The organism is Saccharothrix algeriensis, assembly GCF_016907655.1.
GTDB classification, from domain to species: domain Bacteria; phylum Actinomycetota; class Actinomycetes; order Mycobacteriales; family Pseudonocardiaceae; genus Actinosynnema; species Actinosynnema algeriense.
On sequence record NZ_JAFBCL010000001.1, the window covers coordinates 4,202,953 to 4,222,310 of the forward strand.

Genomic DNA, 19,358 nt, shown 5'->3' on the forward strand with positions numbered 1-19,358 from the left:
GGTTACTGTCGTTCGACGCCTGGCAGCCACGACGGGGGAGGACGACGCGGTGATCGAGTTCCGCGGCGCGACCAAGCGGTTCGACGACGGGACGATCGCGGTGGACGGCTTGGACCTCGTTGTCGAGGCGGGCACCATCACCGTCTTCGTGGGTCCGTCCGGGTGCGGCAAGACGACGTCGCTGCGCATGGTGAACCGGATGGTCGACCCGACCTCGGGCACCGTGCTGGTGGACGGCCGGGACGTGCTCGGGGTGGACCCGCCGAAGCTGCGGCTGGGCATCGGTTACGTGATCCAGCAGGCCGGCCTGTTCCCGCACCGCACGGTGCTGGACAACGTGGCGACCGTGCCGCTGCTGTCGGGCTGGTCCAAGGCCCGGGCCCGGTCGCGCGCGGCGGAGCTGCTGGAGCTGGTGGGGCTGCCCGCCGAGCTGGGCGGGCGCTACCCGGCGCAGCTGTCCGGCGGCCAGCAGCAGCGCGTCGGCGTGGCGCGCGCGCTGGCCGCCGACCCGCCGGTGCTGCTGATGGACGAGCCGTTCAGCGCGGTCGACCCGGTGGTCCGGGAGGGCCTGCAGGACGAGCTGCTGCGGCTGCAGGCCGAGCTGGCCAAGACGATCGTCTTCGTCACCCACGACATCGACGAGGCGGTGCGCATCGGCGAGAAGGTGGCGGTGTTCCGCGAGGGCGGGGTGCTGGCCCAGTGCGCGCCGCCCGCCGAGCTGCTGGCCCGCCCCGCCGACGACTTCGTGGCGGGCTTCGTCGGCAGGGACCGCGGCTACCGGGGCCTGTCCTTCGTGGACTCCTCCGGGGTGGAGGTCGGTCCCGTCCGGACGGCGCGCGAGCCCTCGGCCGCCGGCGAGTGGCAGCTGCTGGTGGACGCCGAGCGGCGGCCGCGGGCCTGGGTCGCGCCGGACGGCTCCGTGGTGCCGGGCGGTTCGCTGCACGCGCGGGGCGGCGCGGTCCGGGGCGCGCTGGATGCCGCGCTGTCGTCGCCCTCCGGCCTGGGCGTGGTCGTGGACGCCGAGGGCCGGCTCGCCGGCGTGGTGGAGGCGCACCAGGTGCTCGACGCGATCGCGAGCCGCCGTGGGTGACCTCGGCCACTACCTCGGCGACGCCGGCACCCGCTCGGCGCTGCTGTCGATGCTGCTCGACCACGTCTACCTGTCGCTGGCGCCGCTGGCCGCGTCGGTGGTGCTGGCCGTCGTGCTGGGGCAGGCGTGCCACCGGTACCGGTGGCTGAACCGCGTGCTGGTCGGCACCGCCAACGTGCTCTACACGATCCCGTCGCTGGCGCTGTTCGCGATCATCCCGGCGGTGATCGGCACGCAGGTGCTCGACCCGGTCAACGTGGTCGTCGCGCTCACCCTCTACACCACGGCGCTGCTGGTGCGCCCGGTGGCGGAGGCGCTGGGCGCGGTGCCCGAGCACGTGCGCGCCGCCGCGACCGCGATGGGCTTCCGGCCGTGGCGGCGGTTCCTGACCGTCGAGCTGCCGCTGGCCGTGCCGGTGCTGGCCGCCGGCGTGCGGGTCGGCTCGGTCAGCAACATCAGCCTGGTCAGCGTGGGCGCGCTGATCGGCACCGGCGGCCTCGGCGTGCTGTTCACCGACGGCTTCCGGCAGCGCTACCTGGCGCCGATCATCGTCGGCGTCGTGCTGACGCTGCTGCTGGCGCTGGTGGTGGACGTGGTGCTGGTGGCGCTGCGCAACGCGCTGACCCCGTGGACGAGGGCGGGCCGGTCGTGATCTTCGCGGACGCGTTCGCCTGGCTGCTGGACCCGGCGAACTGGAGCGGGCCCAACTCGATCCCGGTGCGGGTGGGCACGCACCTGCTGTACTGCCTGGGCGCGGTGCTCGGCGCGAGCGCCGTGGCCGTGCCGCTGGGGCTCTACGTCGGGCACACCGGCCGCGGCGGCCTGCTGCTGGTGGGCGTGGGCAACGCGCTGCGCGCGCTGCCCACGCTCGGGCTGGTGACGCTCCTGTACCTGGTGATGAGCGGCGTGCCGGCGGTGGGCGTGCTGATCTCGCTGGTGGTGCTGGCGGTGCCGCCCGTCCTGGCCGGGACGTACGCGGGCGTGCAGGGGGTCGACCGCGGCGTGGTGGACGCCGCCCGCGGCATGGGCATGACCGGCGCGCAGCGGCTGTGGCGGGTGGAGCTGCCCAACGCGCTGCCGCTGGTGGTGGGCGGGCTGCGCAACGCGGCGCTCCAGGTGGTCGCGACGGCGTCGGTCGCCGCGTACGTCGGCGTCGAGACCCTGGGCCGCCCGCTGCTGGACGGCCTGCGCGTGCTGGACTACGGGCAGTTCGTCGGCGGCGCGGTGCTGATCGCGCTGCTGGCGGTGGTGGTCGACGGCGTCCTCGCGGTGGCGGGGAGGCTCGTCGTGCCGAGAGGTCTGCGGCTGTCCGCACAGCCCCGGCGGCGCGCCAAGCCCGCCGAAGCGCTCGAAGTGGGAGGAAGCACGGCATGAAGCGCACGTTGACCGTCATCGTCGCGGCGGCGGCCCTGGTCGTCTCCGCTTGCGGGTCCAAGGAGGACCTGAGCGGGAGCGGCCAGGACGGCGCCGCGGGTGAGGTCGTGGTCGGTTCGGCCGACTTCACCGAGAACAAGATCCTGGCGGAGGTCTACGCCGGCGCGCTGAGGGCGACCGGGGCGAAGGTGACCGTGAAATCCGGCATCGGCGCCCGCGAGCTGGTGGTCAAGGCGCTGCAGGACAAGTCGCTCGGCGTGGTGCCGGAGTACACCGGCAACCTGCTGAACTACTTCGACAAGGCCAACACCACGACCGGGTCCGAGGAGGTCTACGCGGCGCTCAAGGCCAAGACCCCGGCCGGGCTGGAGGTCCTGGACAAGGCCGCGGCCGAGGACAAGGACGTGCTGGTGGTCACCAGGGCCACGGCCGACTCGGGCGTGCGGTCCATCGCCGACCTGGGCTCCGGCAAGTACGTGCTCGGCGCCGCCGGCGAGTGGGCGCAGCGCTGGCAGGCCAAGGTGGCCGAGCTGTACGGGGTGGAGTTCAAGGAGATCAAGACCACCGACGCGGGCGGCCCGGTCACGGTGGACGCCCTGAAGAACGGCGCCGCGCAGGTGGTCAACCTCTACACGACCTCCGCCGACATCAAGGCCAACGACTTCGTGGAGCTGGCCGACCCGAAGAACATGTACCCGGCGCAGAACATCGTGCCGCTGCTGCGGTCGGACGCGGTGGACGCCAGGGGCAGGGAGGCGCTGGACAAGGTCTCCGCGGCGCTGACCACGCAGAACCTGGCCGACCTGGTCAAGCGGGTGGACGTGGACAAGCAGACCGTCGCGAACGTGGCGGCCGACTTCCTCGGGACCGTGCAGCTCTGACCCGCGCGGGGGTCACCTCCCCGCGGGCCGGTCGCGGTGGCCGCCGATGCGCTCCGTCAGCGCGTCGGCGGCCTTCCGCGCCTCCAGGGCCAGTTCCGGCCACTCCTGCCCGCACCCCTCGTCGCACACGTGCCGGAAGGTCACCGTGACGGCGGCGATCGGCCGCCCCCCGTGGTCGAACACCGGCGCCGCGACCGACGCGAACCCGGCGGTGACGTACCCGTCCTCCACCGCCCAGCCGCGCCGCCGCTCGACGGCCAGCAGGCGGCGCAGCGCGGGCAGGTCGCGCGGGCCGCGGCCGGTGCGGTCCACGAAGCCCGCCACCCCCGGGAACAGGGCCCTGACCTGCGCGCCCGGCAGGTGGGCGAGCATCGCCCGACCGGACGCGGTCAGGTGCGCGGGCAACCGCACGCCCACGTCGGACACGATGGTGGACGGCTGCCGGGGCTGCTCCCGCGCCAGGTAGAGCGCTTCCGCGCCGTGCAGCACGCCCAGGTGCGCGGGCCGGCCGGTGGCGTCCACCAGCCGCCGCAGCAGGGGGCGCGCCAGGCGCTCCAGCGGGTCGTGGCGCAGGTAGGCCGAGCCCAGCTCGAACGCGGCCACGCCCAGCCCGTAGCGCCGCTCCTCGGGGAAGTGCGTCGCGAAGCCGGCCTCCGCCAGCTCGGCCAGCAGGTGGTAGGTCGTCGACCGGGGCAGGCCCAGCTCCCGGGCCACCGCCGCCGCCGACACCGGGCCGGGCCGGGTGGCCAGCAGGCGCAGCACCGCCAGCCCCCGGCGCAACGCCGGCACGTCGCTGCTGGAACCCACGCGGGCCATTGTCGGCAGACCGGGGCGGCGGCGCACCGGAGGGGTGCGACGACCGGCTCCGGGGGCTTCGCCGCCGAGCCGGTCACCCCGTTGCCGGAGCGCGCCGCGACGTTGACCGGCGCCGCCGCACCCCGCCCAGGACGTGGTGCGGGAGCGCCCGCTGCGCGGGGAGCCCGGCGCGGGCCGGACCGGAGACCGTCTGGGATCCCAGACGGTCTCCGGCCCCGCCGGGTCGTGCGGACCCGGCCGCCGCGCTGTGATGTGCACATGCAGCAACCCGTGCAGCTGGGTCCGGAACCCCTGACCCGCGAGGACGTCCACGCGGTCGCCCGCGGCGGCGCTCCGGTGGAGATCTCGGAGGCGGCGCGCGCGGCGGTCGAGGCCGCCCGCGCGCACGTCGAGCGCCTGGCCACGGCCGAGACGCCCACCTACGGCGTGTCGACGGGGTTCGGCGCGCTGGCGGTGCGCCACATCCCGCCGGACCGCCGGGCGGCCCTGCAGCAGTCCCTGGTCCGCTCGCACGCCGCCGGCTCCGGGCCGGAGGTGGAGCGGGAGGTCGTCCGCGCCCTGGTCCTGCTCCGGCTGAAGACGCTGGCGAGCGGGCGCACCGGGGTCCGGCTGGAGACCGCCGAGGCGATGGCCGCGATGCTCAACGCCGGCATCACGCCCGTCGTGCACGAGTTCGGCTCGCTGGGCTGCTCGGGCGACCTCGCCCCGCTGTCGGCCGCCGCGCTCGCGCTGACCGGCGAGGGCAGCGTCCGCGACGCGCGCGGCGACCTCGTGCCGGCGGGCGACGCCCTGCGGGCCGCCGGCATCGAGCCCGTCCGGCTGGCCGAGAAGGAGGGCCTGGCGCTGATCAACGGCACCGACGGGATGCTCGGGATGCTGGTGCTGGCCCTGGCCGACCTCGACCGGCTGCTGGACGTGGCCGACCTGACCGCCGCGATGAGCGTGGAGGCCCTGCTGGGCACCGACCGCGTCTTCGCCGCCGACCTGCACGCCCTGCGCCCGCACCCCGGGCAGGGCCGCAGCGCCCGGCGGATGGCCGCGCTGCTGGCCGGCTCGGGGATCGTGGCCAGCCACCGCGGCCCGGACTGCACCCGCGTGCAGGACGCCTACTCGCTGCGCTGCTCGCCGCAGGTGCACGGCGCGGCCCGCGACACGGTCGACCACGCCGCCGCGGTCGCCGACCGCGAGCTGGCCGCCGCCATCGACAACCCGGTGGTGCTGGCGGACGGCCGCGTCGAGTCCAACGGCAACTTCCACGGCGCGCCGATCGCCTACGTGCTGGACTTCCTGGCCATCCCGGTGGCGGACGTGGCGAGCATCGCCGAGCGCCGCACCGACCGGATGCTGGACGTGAACCGCTCGCACGGCCTGCCGCCGTTCCTGGCCGACGACCCCGGCGTGGACTCCGGTCACATGATCGCCCAGTACACGCAGGCGGCGATCGTCAGCGAGCTCAAGCGGCTGGCCGTGCCCGCCTCCGTCGACTCGATCCCGAGCAGCGCCATGCAGGAGGACCACGTCTCGATGGGCTGGTCCGCCGCGCGCAAGCTGCGCAGGGCCGTGGACGGGCTGCGGACCGTCCTGGCCGTCGAACTGCTCACCGCCGCCCGCGCGCTGGACCTGCGGGCGCCCCTGAAGCCGGCGCCGGCGACCGCGGCGGCCGTGGCGAAGCTGCGCGCGAGCGTCCCGGGCCCCGGGCCCGACCGCCACCTGGCCCCCGAGATCGCCGCCGCCGAAGACCTCATCCGAAGTGGAGCCCTGTGATGGTGCGAGCAGCCCGAGGCACCGACCTGACCGCCCGCAGCTGGCCGACCGAGGCCGCCCTGCGGATGTTCCACAACAACCTGGACCCCGAGGTCGCCGAGCGGCCCGAGGACCTGGTCGTCTACGGCGGCACCGGCAAGGCCGCGCGGGACTGGCCGAGTTTCCACGCGATCAGCCGCGAGCTGGCCGAGCTGGCCGACGACGAGACCCTGCTCGTGCAGTCCGGCCGCCCGGTGGGCGTGCTGCGCACCCACGAGTGGGCGCCGCGCGTGCTGATCGCCAACTCCAACCTGGTGCCCGACTGGGCGGACTGGCCGGAGTTCCGCCGGCTGGAGGCCGCCGGGCTGACCATGTACGGCCAGATGACGGCCGGGTCCTGGATCTACATCGGCACCCAGGGCATCCTCCAGGGCACCTACGAGACGTTCGCCGCGGTGGCGCGCAAGCGGTTCGGCGGCACCCTGAAGGGCACGCTGACGGTCACCGCCGGCCTGGGCGGCATGGGCGGCGCGCAGCCGCTGGCCGTCACCATGAACGAGGGCGTGGCGCTGTGCGTCGAGGTCGACCCGGCGCGCGCCCGCCGCCGCGTGGAGACCCGCTACCTGGACGAGATCGCCGACGACCTCGACGACGCCGTGGCCCGCGTGCTGCGGGCCAAGCGGGAGGGGCGCGCGCTGTCGGTCGGGCTCATCGGCAACGCCGCCGAGGTGCTGCCCGAGCTGCTGCGCCGGGAGGTGCCGGTGGACGTCGTCACCGACCAGACCTCCGCCCACGACCCGCTGGCCTACCTGCCCAAGGGCGTCGCGCTGGAGGACTGGCCGGACTACGCGGGCAGCAAGCCCGACGAGTTCACCGACCGGGCCCGCGAGTCGATGGCCGACCACGTGGCGGCGATGGTCGGGTTCCTGGACCGGGGCGCCGAGGTGTTCGACTACGGCAACTCCCTGCGGGGCGAGGCCCGGCTCGGCGGCTGCGACCGGGCGTTCGACTTCCCCGGCTTCGTCCCGGCCTACATCCGCCCGCTGTTCTGCGAGGGCAAGGGCCCGTTCCGCTGGGCCGCGCTGTCCGGCGACCCGGCCGACATCGCCGCGACCGACCGGGCCATCCTGGAGCTGTTCCCCGAGGACGAGCAGCTCGCCCGGTGGATCCGGCTGGCCGGCGAGCGCGTGGAGTTCCAGGGGCTGCCCGCCCGGATCTGCTGGCTGGGCTACGGCGAGCGCCACCGCGCGGGCCTGCGGTTCAACGAGATGGTGGCCAGTGGCGAGCTGTCCGCGCCGGTCGTCATCGGCCGCGACCACCTCGACTGCGGCTCCGTCGCCTCCCCCTACCGGGAGACCGAGGCCATGGCGGACGGCTCGGACGCGATCGCGGACTGGCCGCTGCTCAACGCCCTGGTCAACACCGCCTCCGGCGCGACGTGGGTGTCCATCCACCACGGCGGCGGCGTGGGCATCGGGCGGTCGGTCCACGCCGGCCAGGTCACCGTCGCCGACGGCACCGAGCTGGCCGCCCGCAAGATCGAGCGGGTGCTGACCAACGACCCCGGCATGGGCGTGATCCGGCACGTCGACGCCGGGTACCCCGAGGCGGGCGAGGTGGCGGCGGCCAAGGGCGTCCGCATCCCGATGGCGCGCCATGACTGACCTCGCGGACATCGCCGACGTCGGCCGGGACGCGCGGCGCGGCGGCTACTCCCGGCACGGGTTCGACCGGGCCGAGCTGGAGCTGCGCGAGTGGTTCGGGCAGGAGGCGGCCCGGCGCGGGCTCGACGTCCGGACCGACCGCAACGGCAACCTGTGGGCGTGGTGGGGCGAGCCGGGGCCGGGCGCCGTGGTCACCGGCAGCCACCTGGACTCCGTGCCGGGCGGCGGCGCGTTCGACGGCCCGCTGGGCGTGGTGTCGGCGCTGCGGGCGGTGGACGTGCTGCGGGCCAAGGGGTTCCGCCCGTCCCGGCCGCTGGCGGTCGTGGTGTTCGTGGAGGAGGAGGGCGGCCGGTTCGGCGTGGCCTGCCTGGGCTCCCGGCTGATGACCGGCGCCATCCCGGCCGAGGCCGCGTGCCGGCTGACCGACCCGGACGGCGTCACGTTCGCCGAGGCGGCGCGCCGCGCCGGGGTCGACCCGGGGCGGATGGGCCGGGACGACGACGCGCTCGCGACCGTCGGCCGGTTCGTGGAGCTGCACGTGGAGCAGGGCAGGGGCCTGGCCGTGCCGGTGGGGCTGGCCAGTTCCATCCTCGCGCACGGGCGGTGGCGCTTCACCTTCACCGGCGAGGGCAACCACGCCGGCGCGACCCTGATCGAGGACCGGCGCGACCCCATGCTGCCCGCCTCGCGGCTGGTGCTGGCCGCGCGCGAGGCCGCCACCGGCGGCGCGCGGGCGACGGTGGGCCGCCTCGTCCCCAACCCCGGCGGCACCAACGTCATCGCGTCGTCGGTGGACGTGTGGCTGGACGCGCGGGCCGCGGACGACCGCCGCACCCGCGAGGTGGTCGACCGGATCACCGCGGCGGCCCGGTCGGCGGCGGCGGACGAGGGCTGCGAGGTGCGCGTCACCGAGGAGTCCTACGGCGACACCGTGCACTTCGACACCGGGCTCGCGGCCGAGGTCTCGGCGGCGCTCGGCGGCGTCCCGGCGCTGCCCACCGGGGCGGGGCACGACGCGGGCGTCCTGGCGGCGCACGTGCCGACCGCGATGCTGTTCGTGCGCAACCCGACCGGGGTCAGCCACGCCCCCGAGGAGTTCGCCGAGGCGGAGGACTGCGCGGCGGGCGTGGTGGCGCTGGCGACGACCCTGGAGCACCTGGCCCGATGAAGAGCTTCTGGTGCGAGCGGGCGTGGCTGCCGGACGGGGTCGCGTCGCGCGTGCTGGTGCGGACCGACGGCGGGCGCATCGTCGAAGTGTCCACTGTGGACACGGTCCCGCTGGGCTGCGAACGCTTGTACGGCATGGTGTTCCCGGGGTTCGCCAACGCCCACTCGCACGCCTTCCACCGCGCCCTGCGCGGTCGGACGCACTCCGGCGGCGGCACGTTCTGGACGTGGCGCGAGCGGATGTACGCGCTGGCCGGCAGCCTGACGCCGGAGGGCTACCGGCGGCTGGCCACGGCCGTCTACGCGGAGATGGCCGTGGCCGGGGTGACGGCGGTGGGCGAGTTCCACTACCTCCACGACGGCGGCAACGAGATGGGCGAGGCGCTGCGGCAGGCCGCCGCCGACGCCGGCATCCGGCTGACCCTGCTGGACGCCTGCTACCTGGCGGGCGGCATCGGGGAGCCGGTGACCGGTGTGCAGGAGCGCTTCTCCGACGGCACCGGCGAGCGGTGGGCCGAGCGGGTCGCCGGGCTGCGCGAGGACGCCACGACGCGGGTCGGCGCGGCGATCCACTCGGTGCGCGCCGTGCCCCGCGACGCGCTGCCGCTGGTGGCGGGCGCGTTCCCCGACCGGCCGCTGCACGTCCACCTGTCGGAGCAGCCGGCCGAGAACGAAGCCTGCCTGGCGGCCTACGGCCGGACGCCGACCGAACTGCTGCACGAGGCGGGCGCGCTGACGCCGCGCACCACCGCCGTCCACGCCACCCACCTGTCCACATCGGACATCGCCCTGCTGGGCGGCACGGCCACCGGGGCCTGCTTCTGCCCCACCACCGAAGCCGACCTGGCCGACGGCATCGGGCCGGCGCGGGAGCTGAAGGACGCCGGCAGCCCGCTGTCGCTGGGCAGCGACCAGCACGCCGTGGTCGACCCGCTGCTGGAAGCGCGCGGCCTGGAGCACGGCGAGCGCCTGCGCACCGGCCGCCGCGGCAGGTTCGCCCCGGCCGAGCTGGTGGCCGCGCTGACCAACCACGCCGCGATCGGGTGGCCGGAGGCCGGGCGCGTCGAACCCGGCGCGCCGGCGGACCTCGTGGCCGTCGGCACGGGCTCGGTGCGCACCGCCGGTTCGAGCGCCGAGCAGGTCGTGCTCACCGCGACCGCGTCCGACGTCACGGCGGTCGTGGTGGGCGGGAAGGTCGTGGCGCGCGACGGCGTGCACGCCACCCTGGGAGACGTCGGCGAGCTGCTGAAGGCGGTCCTGTGAGCACCCTGATCACGAACATCGGCGAACTGACCACCAACGACGCCGACCTGGGCCGCCGCGCCGACGCCGCCCTCGTGCTCGACGGCGACCGCGTGGCCTGGGTCGGCGACGCCGCGTCCGCCCCGGCCGCCGACGAGCGCTTCGACGCGGCGGGCCGGGCCGTCCTGCCCGGTTGGGTGGACAGCCACACGCACCTCGTGTTCGCCGGCGACCGCACCGCCGAGTTCGAGGCCCGCATGGCCGGCAAGCCCTACACCGCGGGCGGGATCGCCCGCACGGTCGACGCGACCCGCGCCGCGACCGACGAGGAGCTGGCGGCGACGATCCGCCGGCACGTGGCGGAGGCGGTCGCGCAGGGCACCACGTGCGTCGAGACCAAGACCGGCTACGGCCTGACGACGGCCGACGAGCTGCGCTCGGCCCGCATCGCGGCCGAGCACGCCGACGAGGCCACCTTCCTGGGCGCCCACCTCGTGCCGCCCGGGTCGACCGCCGACGACTACGTCGCCCTGGTGTGCGGCGGGATGCTCGACGCGGTGGCGCCGCACGTGCGCTGGGCGGACGTGTTCTGCGAGCGCGGCGCGTTCGACGCCGACCAGTCCCGCGCCGTGCTGGAAGCCGCCGCCGCCAGGGGGCTGGGCCTGCGCGTGCACGGCAACCAGCTCGGCGAGGGCCCCGGCGTGCGGCTGGCGGTCGAGCTGGGCGCGGCGAGCGTCGACCACTGCACCCACCTGTCGCGCGCCGACGTCGACGCCCTGGCCGGCTCGGCCACGGTGGCCACCCTGCTCCCGGCCTGCGACCTGTCCACCCGCCAGCCCCTGCCGCCCGCGCGGGAGCTGCTGGACGCCGGCGCGACGGTCGCGCTGGCCAGCAACTGCAACCCGGGCAGCTCGTACACCACGTCGATGGCCTACTGCGTCGCCACGGCCGTGCTCCAGCTGCGCCTGACCGTCGAGGAAGCCGTCCACGCGGCCACGAAGGCGGGTGCGCTCGCGCTGGGCCGCGACGACGTCGGCCACCTCGCGGTCGGCGCGCGGGCGGACGTGCACGTGCTCGACGCGCCCGGCGCCACCCACCTCGCCTACCGGCCGGGCGTGCCGCTGACCCACGCGGTGTGGCGCAAGGGGCGACGGGTCCGGTAGCCCGCTGTCGCGCTCTCACCGCCGTTGCCGCTCCGCGGGGGAGGGGTCGGGCAGGTGCGCCCGGTCGGGGAGCAGGAGCGGCGTGGCGAGCAGGAGCACGCCGGAGGCGGTGATCGCGGCGAGCGGGCTGGTGAGCGTCGCGAGGACGCCCCAGACCGCCGTGAGGGCCGCCTGCGCGAGCTTGCTGCCGGTGCTCCACGCGACGAGGACCTGCGCGGTGCGGTCGGCGGGGGTCCGTTGCAGGCGCACGGTCGCGTGGACGGGGTTGAAGACGCCCATGCAGGTGATCAGCAGGAACTCGACGACGATGACCGTGAGGAGCCCGGAGACGCCCGGGTGGGCGAAGGCCAGGCCGAGCGGGAACAGCGACCGCAGCCGGCCGGAGACGACCATGACCCGGTGCCGGCCGTGGCGGGCGACGAGGCGCGGCGACAGGCGGGCGCCGAGGAGGCCGCCGACGGCGGGCAGGCCGAAGGCGAGGCCGTAGTGCCAGGCCGGGAAGTGGTACCGGTCCAGCAGGAGGACCGCCAGGAGCGGGACGGTGGCCGTGATCAGGCCGCTCACCAGCGCGGAGTTGGCGAACAGGCGTCGCAGGACGGGGTCGTGGAGGATGCACCGCCAACCGGTGGTCAGGCCGGCTCTGCGGAACCGGGGGGTCGGCGGGGCGGCGCCGCAGAACCGCCCGCCCGTCGGGGCGGCGCCGCGGCGTCGGCCGGCCGGGTCGCGGGGCGTCGCGACGTCGCTCCCGCGGATGCGCCGGACCAGGAGCGCGGACAGCAGGTGGCCGAGGGCGTCCGCGGCGACGGTGACGACCGGGCCGAGCAGCCCGACGAGCGCGCCGCCGAGGGGCGGGCCCGCCGCGGTCGCCGCCCACGCCGTGGCCTCGAACCGGCCGTTCGCGTCGAGGAGGCGCTCGCCGCGCACGAGGTGCTTGAGGTACGCGCCGGACGCTGCGGCGTGGGCGATGCCCGCGGTGGCGGTGACGACGGAGGTCACCAGCAACTGGGCGTAGGTCAGCAGGCCCAGCAGGTGCGCGACCGGGACGCCGGCCAGCGCGACGAAGCGGACCAGGTCCGCCCCGACCAGCACCGGGCGCTTGGCCCGGTGCTCGACCCACGGCCCCAGCGGGATCGCGACGACCGCCGCGACGGCGAGGCCGGCGGACCCCAGGAGGGAGACGGCGAAGGCGGGCGAGCGCAGCACCTGCACCGCGATCAGCGGGAACGCCCCGAAGGCGAGCCACGTGCCGCAGGTGCTCACGGCGTAGGCCGACCACAGCCGGCCGAAGCCGGCCTCCGACTCGCTGCGCACGGGACTCCTCCACGACGACCGCTGGGGGTGGGCCCTGGGAGCACAGCAGCGGCACCGGCGTGCGATCAAACAACCGGACCGCGACGAGCCACAACGGTCGGTTGGACGCCTAGGGTGGGCCGGTGGACACCGAAGCGGTGCGGTCGTTCGTCCGGGCGGCCGAGCTGGGGCAGTTGCGGCACGCGGCCGACGAGCTGGGCGTGACGCAGCAGGCGGTCTCGAAGCGGGTCGCCGCCCTGGAGCGCGAGCTGGGGGTCCGCCTGTTCACCCGCACCGCCCGGGGGGTCGAGCTGACGCCCGACGGCCGGGCGTTCCTGCCGCACGCGCGCGGCGTCGTCACGGGGCTCGACCGCGCCGTCACGGCGATCCGGCCGGGCTCGCGGCCGCTGCGGGTCGACGTCCTCGGGTACCGCACCGGGCAGGCCGTCGTCCTGCACGACTACTGGCGGGCGCACCCCGGGACCGCGCTCGACGTGGTGACCCTGAAGACCGGCGACCCGCGCGTGGTGGTCGCCGCCCTGCGCGCGGGCGAGGTCGACGCCGCCTTCCGCACCGTCACCGACCCGGCCGAGCTGCCGCGCGACCTGCGGATGGTCCACCTGCTCGACTTCCCGCTGGAACTCCTCGTCGGGCCGGGGCACCCGCTCGCCACCGAGCGGGTGCTGACGCCGGCCCGGCTGCGCGGGCACCGGATCCGGGTGCCGGGCATCGCGCCCCGCAGCGAGTGGGCGGAGTTCTACCAGCAGCTCGCCACCGACCTCGGCCTCCGCATCGACGGGGCGGGCCCGAACTTCGGCGTCGAGGCGCTCCTGGACGCCCTGGCGGACTCCGCGGACGCGGCCACCCTCGTCGGCCACCGCGACCGCATCACCTGGCCGGTCGGCCACGGCCTGCGCCGCATCCCGGTCGTGGACCCGGTGATCGCGTACCCGCTGTCGTTGATCTTCCCCAGGGCGAACCCGCACCCCGGGCTCGGGGCGGTCATCGAGCACTTCCGGGGGGTGGCCGCGGTGGAGGGGGAGGTCTGGGTCCCTTCCTGGGCGACGGTTGCGCGGCGTGCGTCGGCGCCCGTGCGGAGTTCCTAGGATCGGGGTCGTGGAACCAGGCAGAGTGGTGGTGCTCAGCGGACCGCCCGGAGCGGGGAAGAGCACGGTCGCCCGGTTGCTGGCCGACGCGCTCGACCCGAGCGTGCACCTGCACACGGACGACTTCTACCGCTGCATCCGCCAGGGTTGGCTGGCGCCGTACCGGCTGGAAGCGCACCGGCAGAACGAAGTCGTCGTGGACGTGGTGGCGCAGGCCGCGTTCGGCTACGCCGCCGGCGGCTACCAGGTGGTCTCCGACGGGGTGGTGGGGCCGTGGTTCCTGGAGCCGTTCCGCGCCGCCGCCGCGCGCACGGGGCTCGAACTGCACTACCTCGTGCTGCGGCCGGACGAGGCGACCACCGTGCGGCGAGCGGTGGAGCGCGGGCCCGAAGCGCTCACCAACCCCGGCCCGGTGCGCGTGATGCACGGCCAGTTCGCCGACCTGGGGCCGTTCGAGCCCCACGTGCTCGACTCCACCGGGCAGGAGCCCGCCGAGACGGTGTCGGCCGTGCTGCGGGCGCTGGAGCGGGGGTCCTGCCGGGTCCGGTGAGGCCGGACGAGCGGAAGGGGCGCCCCCTCGAGAGGGGCGCCCCTTCGGCGTGCCGGTCGGCCCGGTCAGTCCTCCGGGTCGTCCTCGTCGTCGCGCGCCAGGTAGGTGGCCAGGCGCTCGACGGCCGTCTCGAACTCCGGGTTCGCGTCGACGAACGACCGGAGCTTGTCGGCCAGCCAGGCGAGGCTCACTTCCTCCTCGCCCCGGCGGGCCTCCAGTTCCTCGATCCCTCGGTCGGTGAAGTACATCGGCCTACTCGAACGCCTTCGCGATCAGCTCGCGCTGCTCGACCTCGTGCACCTTGGACGAACCGGCCGACGGCGCGGCCATCGGGCGGCGCGACACGCGCCTGATCGCAAACCGCGACGGCAGCAGCTCGGGCAGCGCCAAGCCGAAGAACGGCCACGCGCCCTGGTTGGCCGGCTCCTCCTGCACCCAGCGGACCTCGGTCGCGTTCGGGTAGCGCTCCAGCGCCTCCGTCAGCTTCCGCGCGGGCACCGGGTAGAGCTGCTCCACGCGCACGATCGCCGTGTCCTTGCGGCCCTGCTTCTCCTGCTCGGCGGCCAGCTCGTAGTACACCTTGCCGCTGCACAGCAGCACCCGCTCGACGCCCTGCGGGTCCGGGCGGGTCGGGTCGTCGATCACCGAGTGGAAGCGCTCCTCGACGAACGGCTCGACCGGCGACGTCGCCGTCTTCAGCCGCAGCATCGACTTGGGGGTGAACACCACCAGCGGGCGGTTCACGCCGTCGAGCGCGTGGCGGCGCAGCAGGTGGAAGTAGTTCGCCGGCGTCGACGGGACCGCGATGGTCATGGAGCCCTCGGCGCACAGCTGGAGGAACCGCTCGATGCGGCCCGACGTGTGGTCCGGGCCCTGGCCCTCGTGGCCGTGCGGCAGCAGCAGCACCACGTCGGAGACCTGGCCCCACTTCGCCTCACCGGAGGAGATGAACTCGTCGATGATCGGCTGCGCGCCGTTGACGAAGTCGCCGAACTGCGCCTCCCACAGCACCAGCGCGTCCGGGTTGGCCACCGAGTAGCCGTACTCGAAGCCCAGTGCCGCGAACTCCGACAGCACCGAGTCGTAGACCATGAACTTGCCCTGGTCGTCGGACAGGTTCTGCAGCGGCGTGTACTCGGCGGACTTCTTGCGGTCCACCAGGGTGGCGTGCCGCTGCACGAACGTGCCGCGCCGCGAGTCCTGGCCCGCCAGGCGGACCGTGCGGCCCTCCAGCACCAGCGACCCGAACGCCAGCAGCTCGGCGAACGCCCAGTCGATGCCGCCCTCGCGGGCCATCTTCGCGCGCCGCTCCAGCACCGGCTTCACGCGCGGGTGCGGGGTGAAGCCCTCGGGCAGGTCGACGTGCGCGTCGGCGATCCGCTCGATGGTGGCGCGGTCGATGCCGGTGGGCAGCTTGGCCGGGACCTGCTGCTCCTGCTCGATCGACGGCGAGGTCTTGATCGGGTGCTTCTCCAGCTCGCGCACCTCGTTGAAGACGTGCTCCAGCTGCGAGGAGAAGTCCTGGAGGGCCTTCTCGGCCTCCTCGACCGAGATGTCGCCGCGGCCGATCAGCGACTCGGTGTAGGTCTTGCGCACCGAGCGCTTGGTGTCGATCACGTCGTACATCGCGGGCTGCGTCATCGACGGGTCGTCGCCCTCGTTGTGGCCGCGCCGGCGGTAGCAGACCATGTCGATCACGACGTCCTTGTTGAACGCCTGCCGGTAGTCCACCGCCAGCTTCGCGACCCAGTAGCACGCCTCCGGGTCGTCGCCGTTGACGTGGAAGACCGGCGCGCCAATCATCTTCGCCACGTCCGTGGAGTACTTGGAGGAGCGCGAGTTCTCCGGCGCGGTGGTGAAGCCGACCTGGTTGTTGACGACCACGTGCACCGTGCCGCCGGTGCGGTAGCCGCGCACCAGGGCCAGGTTCAGCGTCTCCGCGACCACGCCCTGGCCGGCGAACGCCGCGTCGCCGTGCAGCGCGACCGGCAGCACCGTGAAGCCCTCGCCGCCCTTGTCCAGGGTGTCCTGCTTGGCCCGGACGATGCCCTCCAGCACCGGGTCCACGGCCTCCAGGTGCGACGGGTTCGCGGTCAGCGACACCTTGGTCTCGCCGTCGCCGAACATCCGGAAGTACTTGCCCTCGGCGCCCAGGTGGTACTTCACGTCACCCGAGCCGTGCGCCTGCCCCGGGTCGAGGTTGCCCTCGAACTCGCGGAAGATCTGCGAGATCGGCTTGCCGACGATGTTCGCCAGCACGTTGAGCCGGCCGCGGTGCGGCATGCCGATGACGACCTCGTCCAGCTCGTGCTCGGCGGCCTTGTCCAGCACCGCGTCCAGCAGCGGGATGACCGTCTCGCCGCCCTCCAGCGAGAACCGCTTCTGGCCGACGTACTTGGTCTGCAGGAACGTCTCGAACGCCTCGGCCGCGTTCAGCTTGGACAGGATGTACTTCTGCACGGTGGCCGGCGGCTTCTCGTGCGGCACCTCGACGCGCTCCTGGATCCAGAGGCGCTCCTCCGGGTCCAGGATGTGCATGTACTCGACGCCGACCGTGCGGCAGTACGAGTTGCGCAGCACGCCCAGGATGTCGCGCAGCTTCATCCGCTCCTGGCCCGCGAACCCGCCGACCGGGAACTCCCGGTCCAGGTCCCACAGGGTCAGGCCGTGCGACAGGACGTCCAGGTCGCGGTGGCTGCGCTGGCGGTAGTTCAGCGGGTCGGTGTCGGCCATCAGGTGGCCGCGGGTGCGGAACGCGTCGATCAGCTCGATCACGCGGGCCGTCTTGTCGACCGCGCCCTCGGGGATGTCGGCGACCCAGCGGATCGGCTCGTAGGGCAGCCGCAGCGACGTGAAGACGTCGTCGTAGAAGCCGTCCTCGCCCAGCAGCAGCTGGTGGACGCGCTTGAGGAACTCGCCGGACTCCGCGCCCTGGATGATGCGGTGGTCGTAGGTCGAGGTGAGCGTGATGATCTTGCTGACGCCCATCTCGACCAGCGCCTGCTCGCTGGTGCCCTGGAAGTGCGCGGGGTACTCCATCGCGCCGACGCCGATGATCGCGCCCTGGCCCGCCTGCAGGCGCGGCACCGAGTGGTTGGTGCCGATGGTGCCCGGGTTGGTCAGCGAGATCGTCGTGCCGGAGAAGTCGTCGGCGGTCAGCGAGCCGGCGCGGGCCTTGCGGATCAGGTCCTCGTAAGCCTGCCAGAACTGCGTGAACGTCATGTTCTCGCAGCCCTTGATGGACGCGACCACCAGCGAGCGCGAGCCGTCCTTGCCGGGCAGGTCGATCGCCAGGCCGAAGTTGACGTGCTCGGGGGTGACGACGAACGGCTTGCCGTCCTGCTCGGCGAAGTGCCGGTTCATGTTCGGGTACGCGTGCAGCGCCCGGACCACCGCGTAGCCGATCAGGTGGGTGAAGGAGACCTTCCCACCGCGGGTGCGCTTGAGGTGGTTGTTGATCACGATGCGGTTGTCGGCCAGCAGCTTGGCGGGCACGGCGCGCACGCTCGTCGCGGTCGGGACGGTGAGCGACAGCTCCATGTTCTTCGCGATGGCGGCGGAGGCGCCGCGGAGCTGCTTCTGCTCCTCGCCGGCGGCGGGCTTCACCGGCGCGGCCTTGGCGGCCTGCGCGGGAGCCGGCTTGCTCGTGGTCGGCGGCAGCGAGGTCGCGGACTTGGCGGCGGGGGCGGCCTTGGCCGCGGGCTTGGCGGCGGGCGCGGGCTTGGCCGCCGAGTCGGCGTCGGCCTTGGCCGCGGGCTTGGTTTCGGGCTTCGGCGGCGCCGGCGGCTGCTTGGTCGCGGTGGCGGTCGCTGCGGCGGACGACGTGCCCTCCGCGGCGGCCGTCGCCGTCCCGTTCCCGGACCGCTGCGTCGACTTGTAGTCGGCGAAGAAGTCGTGCCAGGCCGGGTCGACGGACGACGGGTCGGCGAGGAACTGCTCGTACATCTCCTCGACCAGCCACTCATTGGGGCCGAACTGTGAAGCAGGACTGCTGCTGGACACGGCTGGCGCTCGCCTCTATCCATCTCGCTCTTGGTAGTGACTTACTCATGGTCAGGCTAGTCCCCCGTCCGGTGCAGGTCATACACAGGAGGGGGCGGGCACCGAGTGCTCTCTCACAGGATCGTTCCCGGAATCGGTCGTGTTAGTCGTGCTTGAGCGGTTCTTGAGGTATCGGCCCCGGTGCGCGCCGGCGGGAGCGGCGCCCGCGCAGGGCTTGGCGGGGGCCGGTCGGCCGGTGCGCGGGGAGGTGGTCGCGCGGCAGGTGCCACGTGGTTGTTCAACTGGAAGGTTGACAAACCCATCGGTTGAATTCTAGAGTTTGTTCAACTGGACGGTTGAACAAGGGGGTGGCTGTGGAAGATCGGCTCTCGCGGGTGTTCGCGGCGCTGGCGGACCCCATCCGGCGGGACATGGTGGCTCGGCTCGCGAGCGGTGACGCGACCGTCAACGAGCTGGCGCAGCCCTACGCAGTGACCGTGCAGGCGGTGTCCAAGCACCTGAAGGTGCTGGAGGACGCCGGGTTGGTCAGCCGGGGTCGACAGGCCCAGCGGAGGCCGGCGCACCTGGAAGCGGAGGTGTTCGACCTGATGACCAAGTGGATCGAGCGGTACCGCCGGGAGGCGGAGCAGCGCTACCAGCGGCTGGACGCCGTGCTCGCCGAGTTGGCGGGCGCGACGGGTCCGGACGCCAGGGACGAGCGGACGGGAGAAGCGTCATGAGCACCACCACGCACCACGAGGTCGCCCTCACGGCCGACCGGGACCTGCCGACGATCACGATCGTGCGCGAGTTCGACGCGCCCGCGGCGGCGGTGTTCCGCGCGCACGTCGAACCGGAGCTGGTGAAGAGGTGGCTGGGCCCGCGCTCGGTCACCATGGAGATCACGCGCTGGGAGGCGCAGACCGGCGGCGCCTACCGGTACGCGCACCGGGACGACAACGGCGAGTACGCGTTCTACGGCTCGTTCCACGAGATCAGGCCGGGCGAGCGGATCGTGCAGACCTTCACGTTCGAGGGCTACCCGGACGGGGTGTGCCTGGAGACGTTGAAGTTCGAGGACCTGGGCGAGGGGCGGTCGCGGCTGCACTGCGTCAGCGTCTTCGAGAGCAGGGAGACGCGGGACATGGCCCTGTCCAGCGGCATGGAGGTCGGCGTGGTCGAGGGTTACGAGCAGCTCGACGAGGTGCTGGCCGGCCGGTAGGCCCCGAGCCGGGCGCCCCGGCCACCGGCGGTGGTCCTCCGGCAACGGTCGGTGTTCTCCTGATCGCCG

General features: G+C 74.2%; 17 protein-coding genes. 13 read left to right on the forward strand and 4 right to left on the reverse strand.

Features of this window, described 5'->3' with window-relative positions:
• Positions 1-49: 49 nt before the first annotated feature.
• Genes JOE68_RS19330 through JOE68_RS19345 form a run of 4 tightly spaced genes read left to right on the forward strand, consistent with a single transcriptional unit; the run spans position 50 to position 3,345 of the window.
• Positions 50-1,090, forward strand: a complete 1,041-nt coding sequence (locus JOE68_RS19330) for an ABC transporter ATP-binding protein (protein ID WP_204843702.1) — start codon at positions 50-52, stop codon at positions 1,088-1,090.
• A complete protein-coding gene (locus JOE68_RS19335; protein ID WP_307819750.1) occupies positions 1,083-1,742 on the forward strand; it encodes an ABC transporter permease in 660 nt (219 codons plus the stop codon). The genes JOE68_RS19330 and JOE68_RS19335 overlap by 8 nt, the downstream gene beginning before the upstream one ends.
• Positions 1,742-2,464, forward strand: coding sequence for an ABC transporter permease (locus JOE68_RS19340; RefSeq protein WP_372443362.1), 723 nt, complete (start codon positions 1,742-1,744; stop codon positions 2,462-2,464). Before JOE68_RS19335 ends, JOE68_RS19340 begins: the two co-directional genes overlap by 1 nt.
• Positions 2,461-3,345, forward strand: coding sequence for an ABC transporter substrate-binding protein (locus JOE68_RS19345; RefSeq protein WP_204843703.1), 885 nt, complete (start codon positions 2,461-2,463; stop codon positions 3,343-3,345). Before JOE68_RS19340 ends, JOE68_RS19345 begins: the two co-directional genes overlap by 4 nt.
• 12 nt (positions 3,346-3,357) lie before the next feature.
• On the opposite strand, the gene JOE68_RS19350 is transcribed toward JOE68_RS19345, so the two are convergent.
• On the reverse strand, positions 3,358-4,152 hold the full coding sequence (locus JOE68_RS19350) for an IclR family transcriptional regulator (protein WP_204843704.1): 795 nt from the start codon (positions 4,150-4,152) through the stop codon (positions 3,358-3,360).
• Between the two features lie 267 nt (positions 4,153-4,419).
• Here JOE68_RS19350 and hutH point away from each other — a divergent pair, with 267 nt between their 5' ends.
• The 5 genes from hutH to hutI are packed head-to-tail and all read left to right on the forward strand — an operon-like array spanning position 4,420 to position 11,140.
• A complete protein-coding gene (hutH, locus tag JOE68_RS19355; RefSeq protein WP_204843705.1) occupies positions 4,420-5,925 on the forward strand; it encodes a histidine ammonia-lyase in 1,506 nt (501 codons plus the stop codon).
• Positions 5,925-7,568: a urocanate hydratase gene (hutU, locus tag JOE68_RS19360; protein WP_204843706.1), complete on the forward strand. Its 1,644-nt coding sequence runs from the start codon at positions 5,925-5,927 to the stop codon at positions 7,566-7,568. Before hutH ends, hutU begins: the two co-directional genes overlap by 1 nt.
• Complete coding sequence (locus JOE68_RS19365) at positions 7,561-8,736, forward strand: allantoate amidohydrolase (protein ID WP_204843707.1); 1,176 nt, start codon at positions 7,561-7,563, stop codon at positions 8,734-8,736. Before hutU ends, JOE68_RS19365 begins: the two co-directional genes overlap by 8 nt.
• Positions 8,733-9,998: a formimidoylglutamate deiminase gene (locus JOE68_RS19370; protein WP_204843709.1), complete on the forward strand. Its 1,266-nt coding sequence runs from the start codon at positions 8,733-8,735 to the stop codon at positions 9,996-9,998. The genes JOE68_RS19365 and JOE68_RS19370 overlap by 4 nt, the downstream gene beginning before the upstream one ends.
• Positions 9,995-11,140: an imidazolonepropionase gene (gene hutI, locus JOE68_RS19375; protein ID WP_204843710.1), complete on the forward strand. Its 1,146-nt coding sequence runs from the start codon at positions 9,995-9,997 to the stop codon at positions 11,138-11,140. Before JOE68_RS19370 ends, hutI begins: the two co-directional genes overlap by 4 nt.
• A gap of 15 nt (positions 11,141-11,155) precedes the next feature.
• Here the strand turns inward: hutI and JOE68_RS19380 are convergent, their stop codons facing one another.
• The gene (locus JOE68_RS19380) at positions 11,156-12,451 is read right to left on the reverse strand and encodes an MFS transporter (RefSeq protein ID WP_204843711.1); all 1,296 of its coding nucleotides are present in this window, start codon (positions 12,449-12,451) and stop codon (positions 11,156-11,158) included.
• A 122-nt stretch (positions 12,452-12,573) separates the two neighbouring features.
• On the opposite strand from JOE68_RS19380, the gene JOE68_RS32265 reads away from it, so the two are divergent.
• A complete protein-coding gene (locus JOE68_RS32265) occupies positions 12,574-13,536 on the forward strand; it encodes a LysR family transcriptional regulator (RefSeq protein WP_204843712.1) in 963 nt (320 codons plus the stop codon).
• A 10-nt stretch (positions 13,537-13,546) separates the two neighbouring features.
• Positions 13,547-14,086, forward strand: coding sequence for an AAA family ATPase (locus JOE68_RS19390; protein WP_204843713.1), 540 nt, complete (start codon positions 13,547-13,549; stop codon positions 14,084-14,086).
• Between the two features lie 65 nt (positions 14,087-14,151).
• Here the strand turns inward: JOE68_RS19390 and JOE68_RS19395 are convergent, their stop codons facing one another.
• Both JOE68_RS19395 and JOE68_RS19400 read right to left on the reverse strand, forming a co-directional pair.
• Complete coding sequence (locus JOE68_RS19395; protein WP_121009100.1) at positions 14,152-14,334, reverse strand: DUF6104 family protein; 183 nt, start codon at positions 14,332-14,334, stop codon at positions 14,152-14,154.
• Between the two features lie 4 nt (positions 14,335-14,338).
• On the reverse strand, positions 14,339-18,088 hold the full coding sequence (locus JOE68_RS19400) for a multifunctional oxoglutarate decarboxylase/oxoglutarate dehydrogenase thiamine pyrophosphate-binding subunit/dihydrolipoyllysine-residue succinyltransferase subunit (RefSeq protein ID WP_204843715.1): 3,750 nt from the start codon (positions 18,086-18,088) through the stop codon (positions 14,339-14,341).
• Positions 18,089-18,441: 353 nt separating this feature from the next.
• On the opposite strand from JOE68_RS19400, the gene JOE68_RS19405 reads away from it, so the two are divergent.
• Both JOE68_RS19405 and JOE68_RS19410 read left to right on the forward strand, forming a co-directional pair.
• The gene (locus tag JOE68_RS19405; protein ID WP_204843716.1) at positions 18,442-18,807 is read left to right on the forward strand and encodes an ArsR/SmtB family transcription factor; all 366 of its coding nucleotides are present in this window, start codon (positions 18,442-18,444) and stop codon (positions 18,805-18,807) included.
• Positions 18,804-19,289 carry an SRPBCC family protein gene (locus JOE68_RS19410; RefSeq protein WP_204843718.1) on the forward strand — a complete coding sequence of 162 codons (486 nt, stop codon included), beginning with the start codon at positions 18,804-18,806 and terminating at the stop codon, positions 19,287-19,289. Before JOE68_RS19405 ends, JOE68_RS19410 begins: the two co-directional genes overlap by 4 nt.
• The last annotated feature ends 69 nt before the right edge of the window (positions 19,290-19,358 follow it).

Excerpts from the sequence above, each read along its gene's own strand:
- JOE68_RS19365 (WP_204843707.1), top strand. The coding sequence starts at position 7,561 with ATGACTGACCTCGCGGACATCGCCGACGTCGGCCGGGACGCGCGGCGC.
- JOE68_RS19410 (WP_204843718.1), top strand. The coding sequence starts at position 18,804 with ATGAGCACCACCACGCACCACGAGGTCGCCCTCACGGCCGACCGGGAC.
- JOE68_RS19370 (WP_204843709.1), top strand. The coding sequence starts at position 8,733 with ATGAAGAGCTTCTGGTGCGAGCGGGCGTGGCTGCCGGACGGGGTCGCG.
- JOE68_RS19345 (WP_204843703.1), top strand. The coding sequence starts at position 2,461 with ATGAAGCGCACGTTGACCGTCATCGTCGCGGCGGCGGCCCTGGTCGTC.
- hutH (WP_204843705.1), top strand. The coding sequence starts at position 4,420 with ATGCAGCAACCCGTGCAGCTGGGTCCGGAACCCCTGACCCGCGAGGAC.
- JOE68_RS19395 (WP_121009100.1), bottom strand. The coding sequence starts at position 14,334 with ATGTACTTCACCGACCGAGGGATCGAGGAACTGGAGGCCCGCCGGGGC.
- hutU (WP_204843706.1), top strand. The coding sequence starts at position 5,925 with ATGGTGCGAGCAGCCCGAGGCACCGACCTGACCGCCCGCAGCTGGCCG.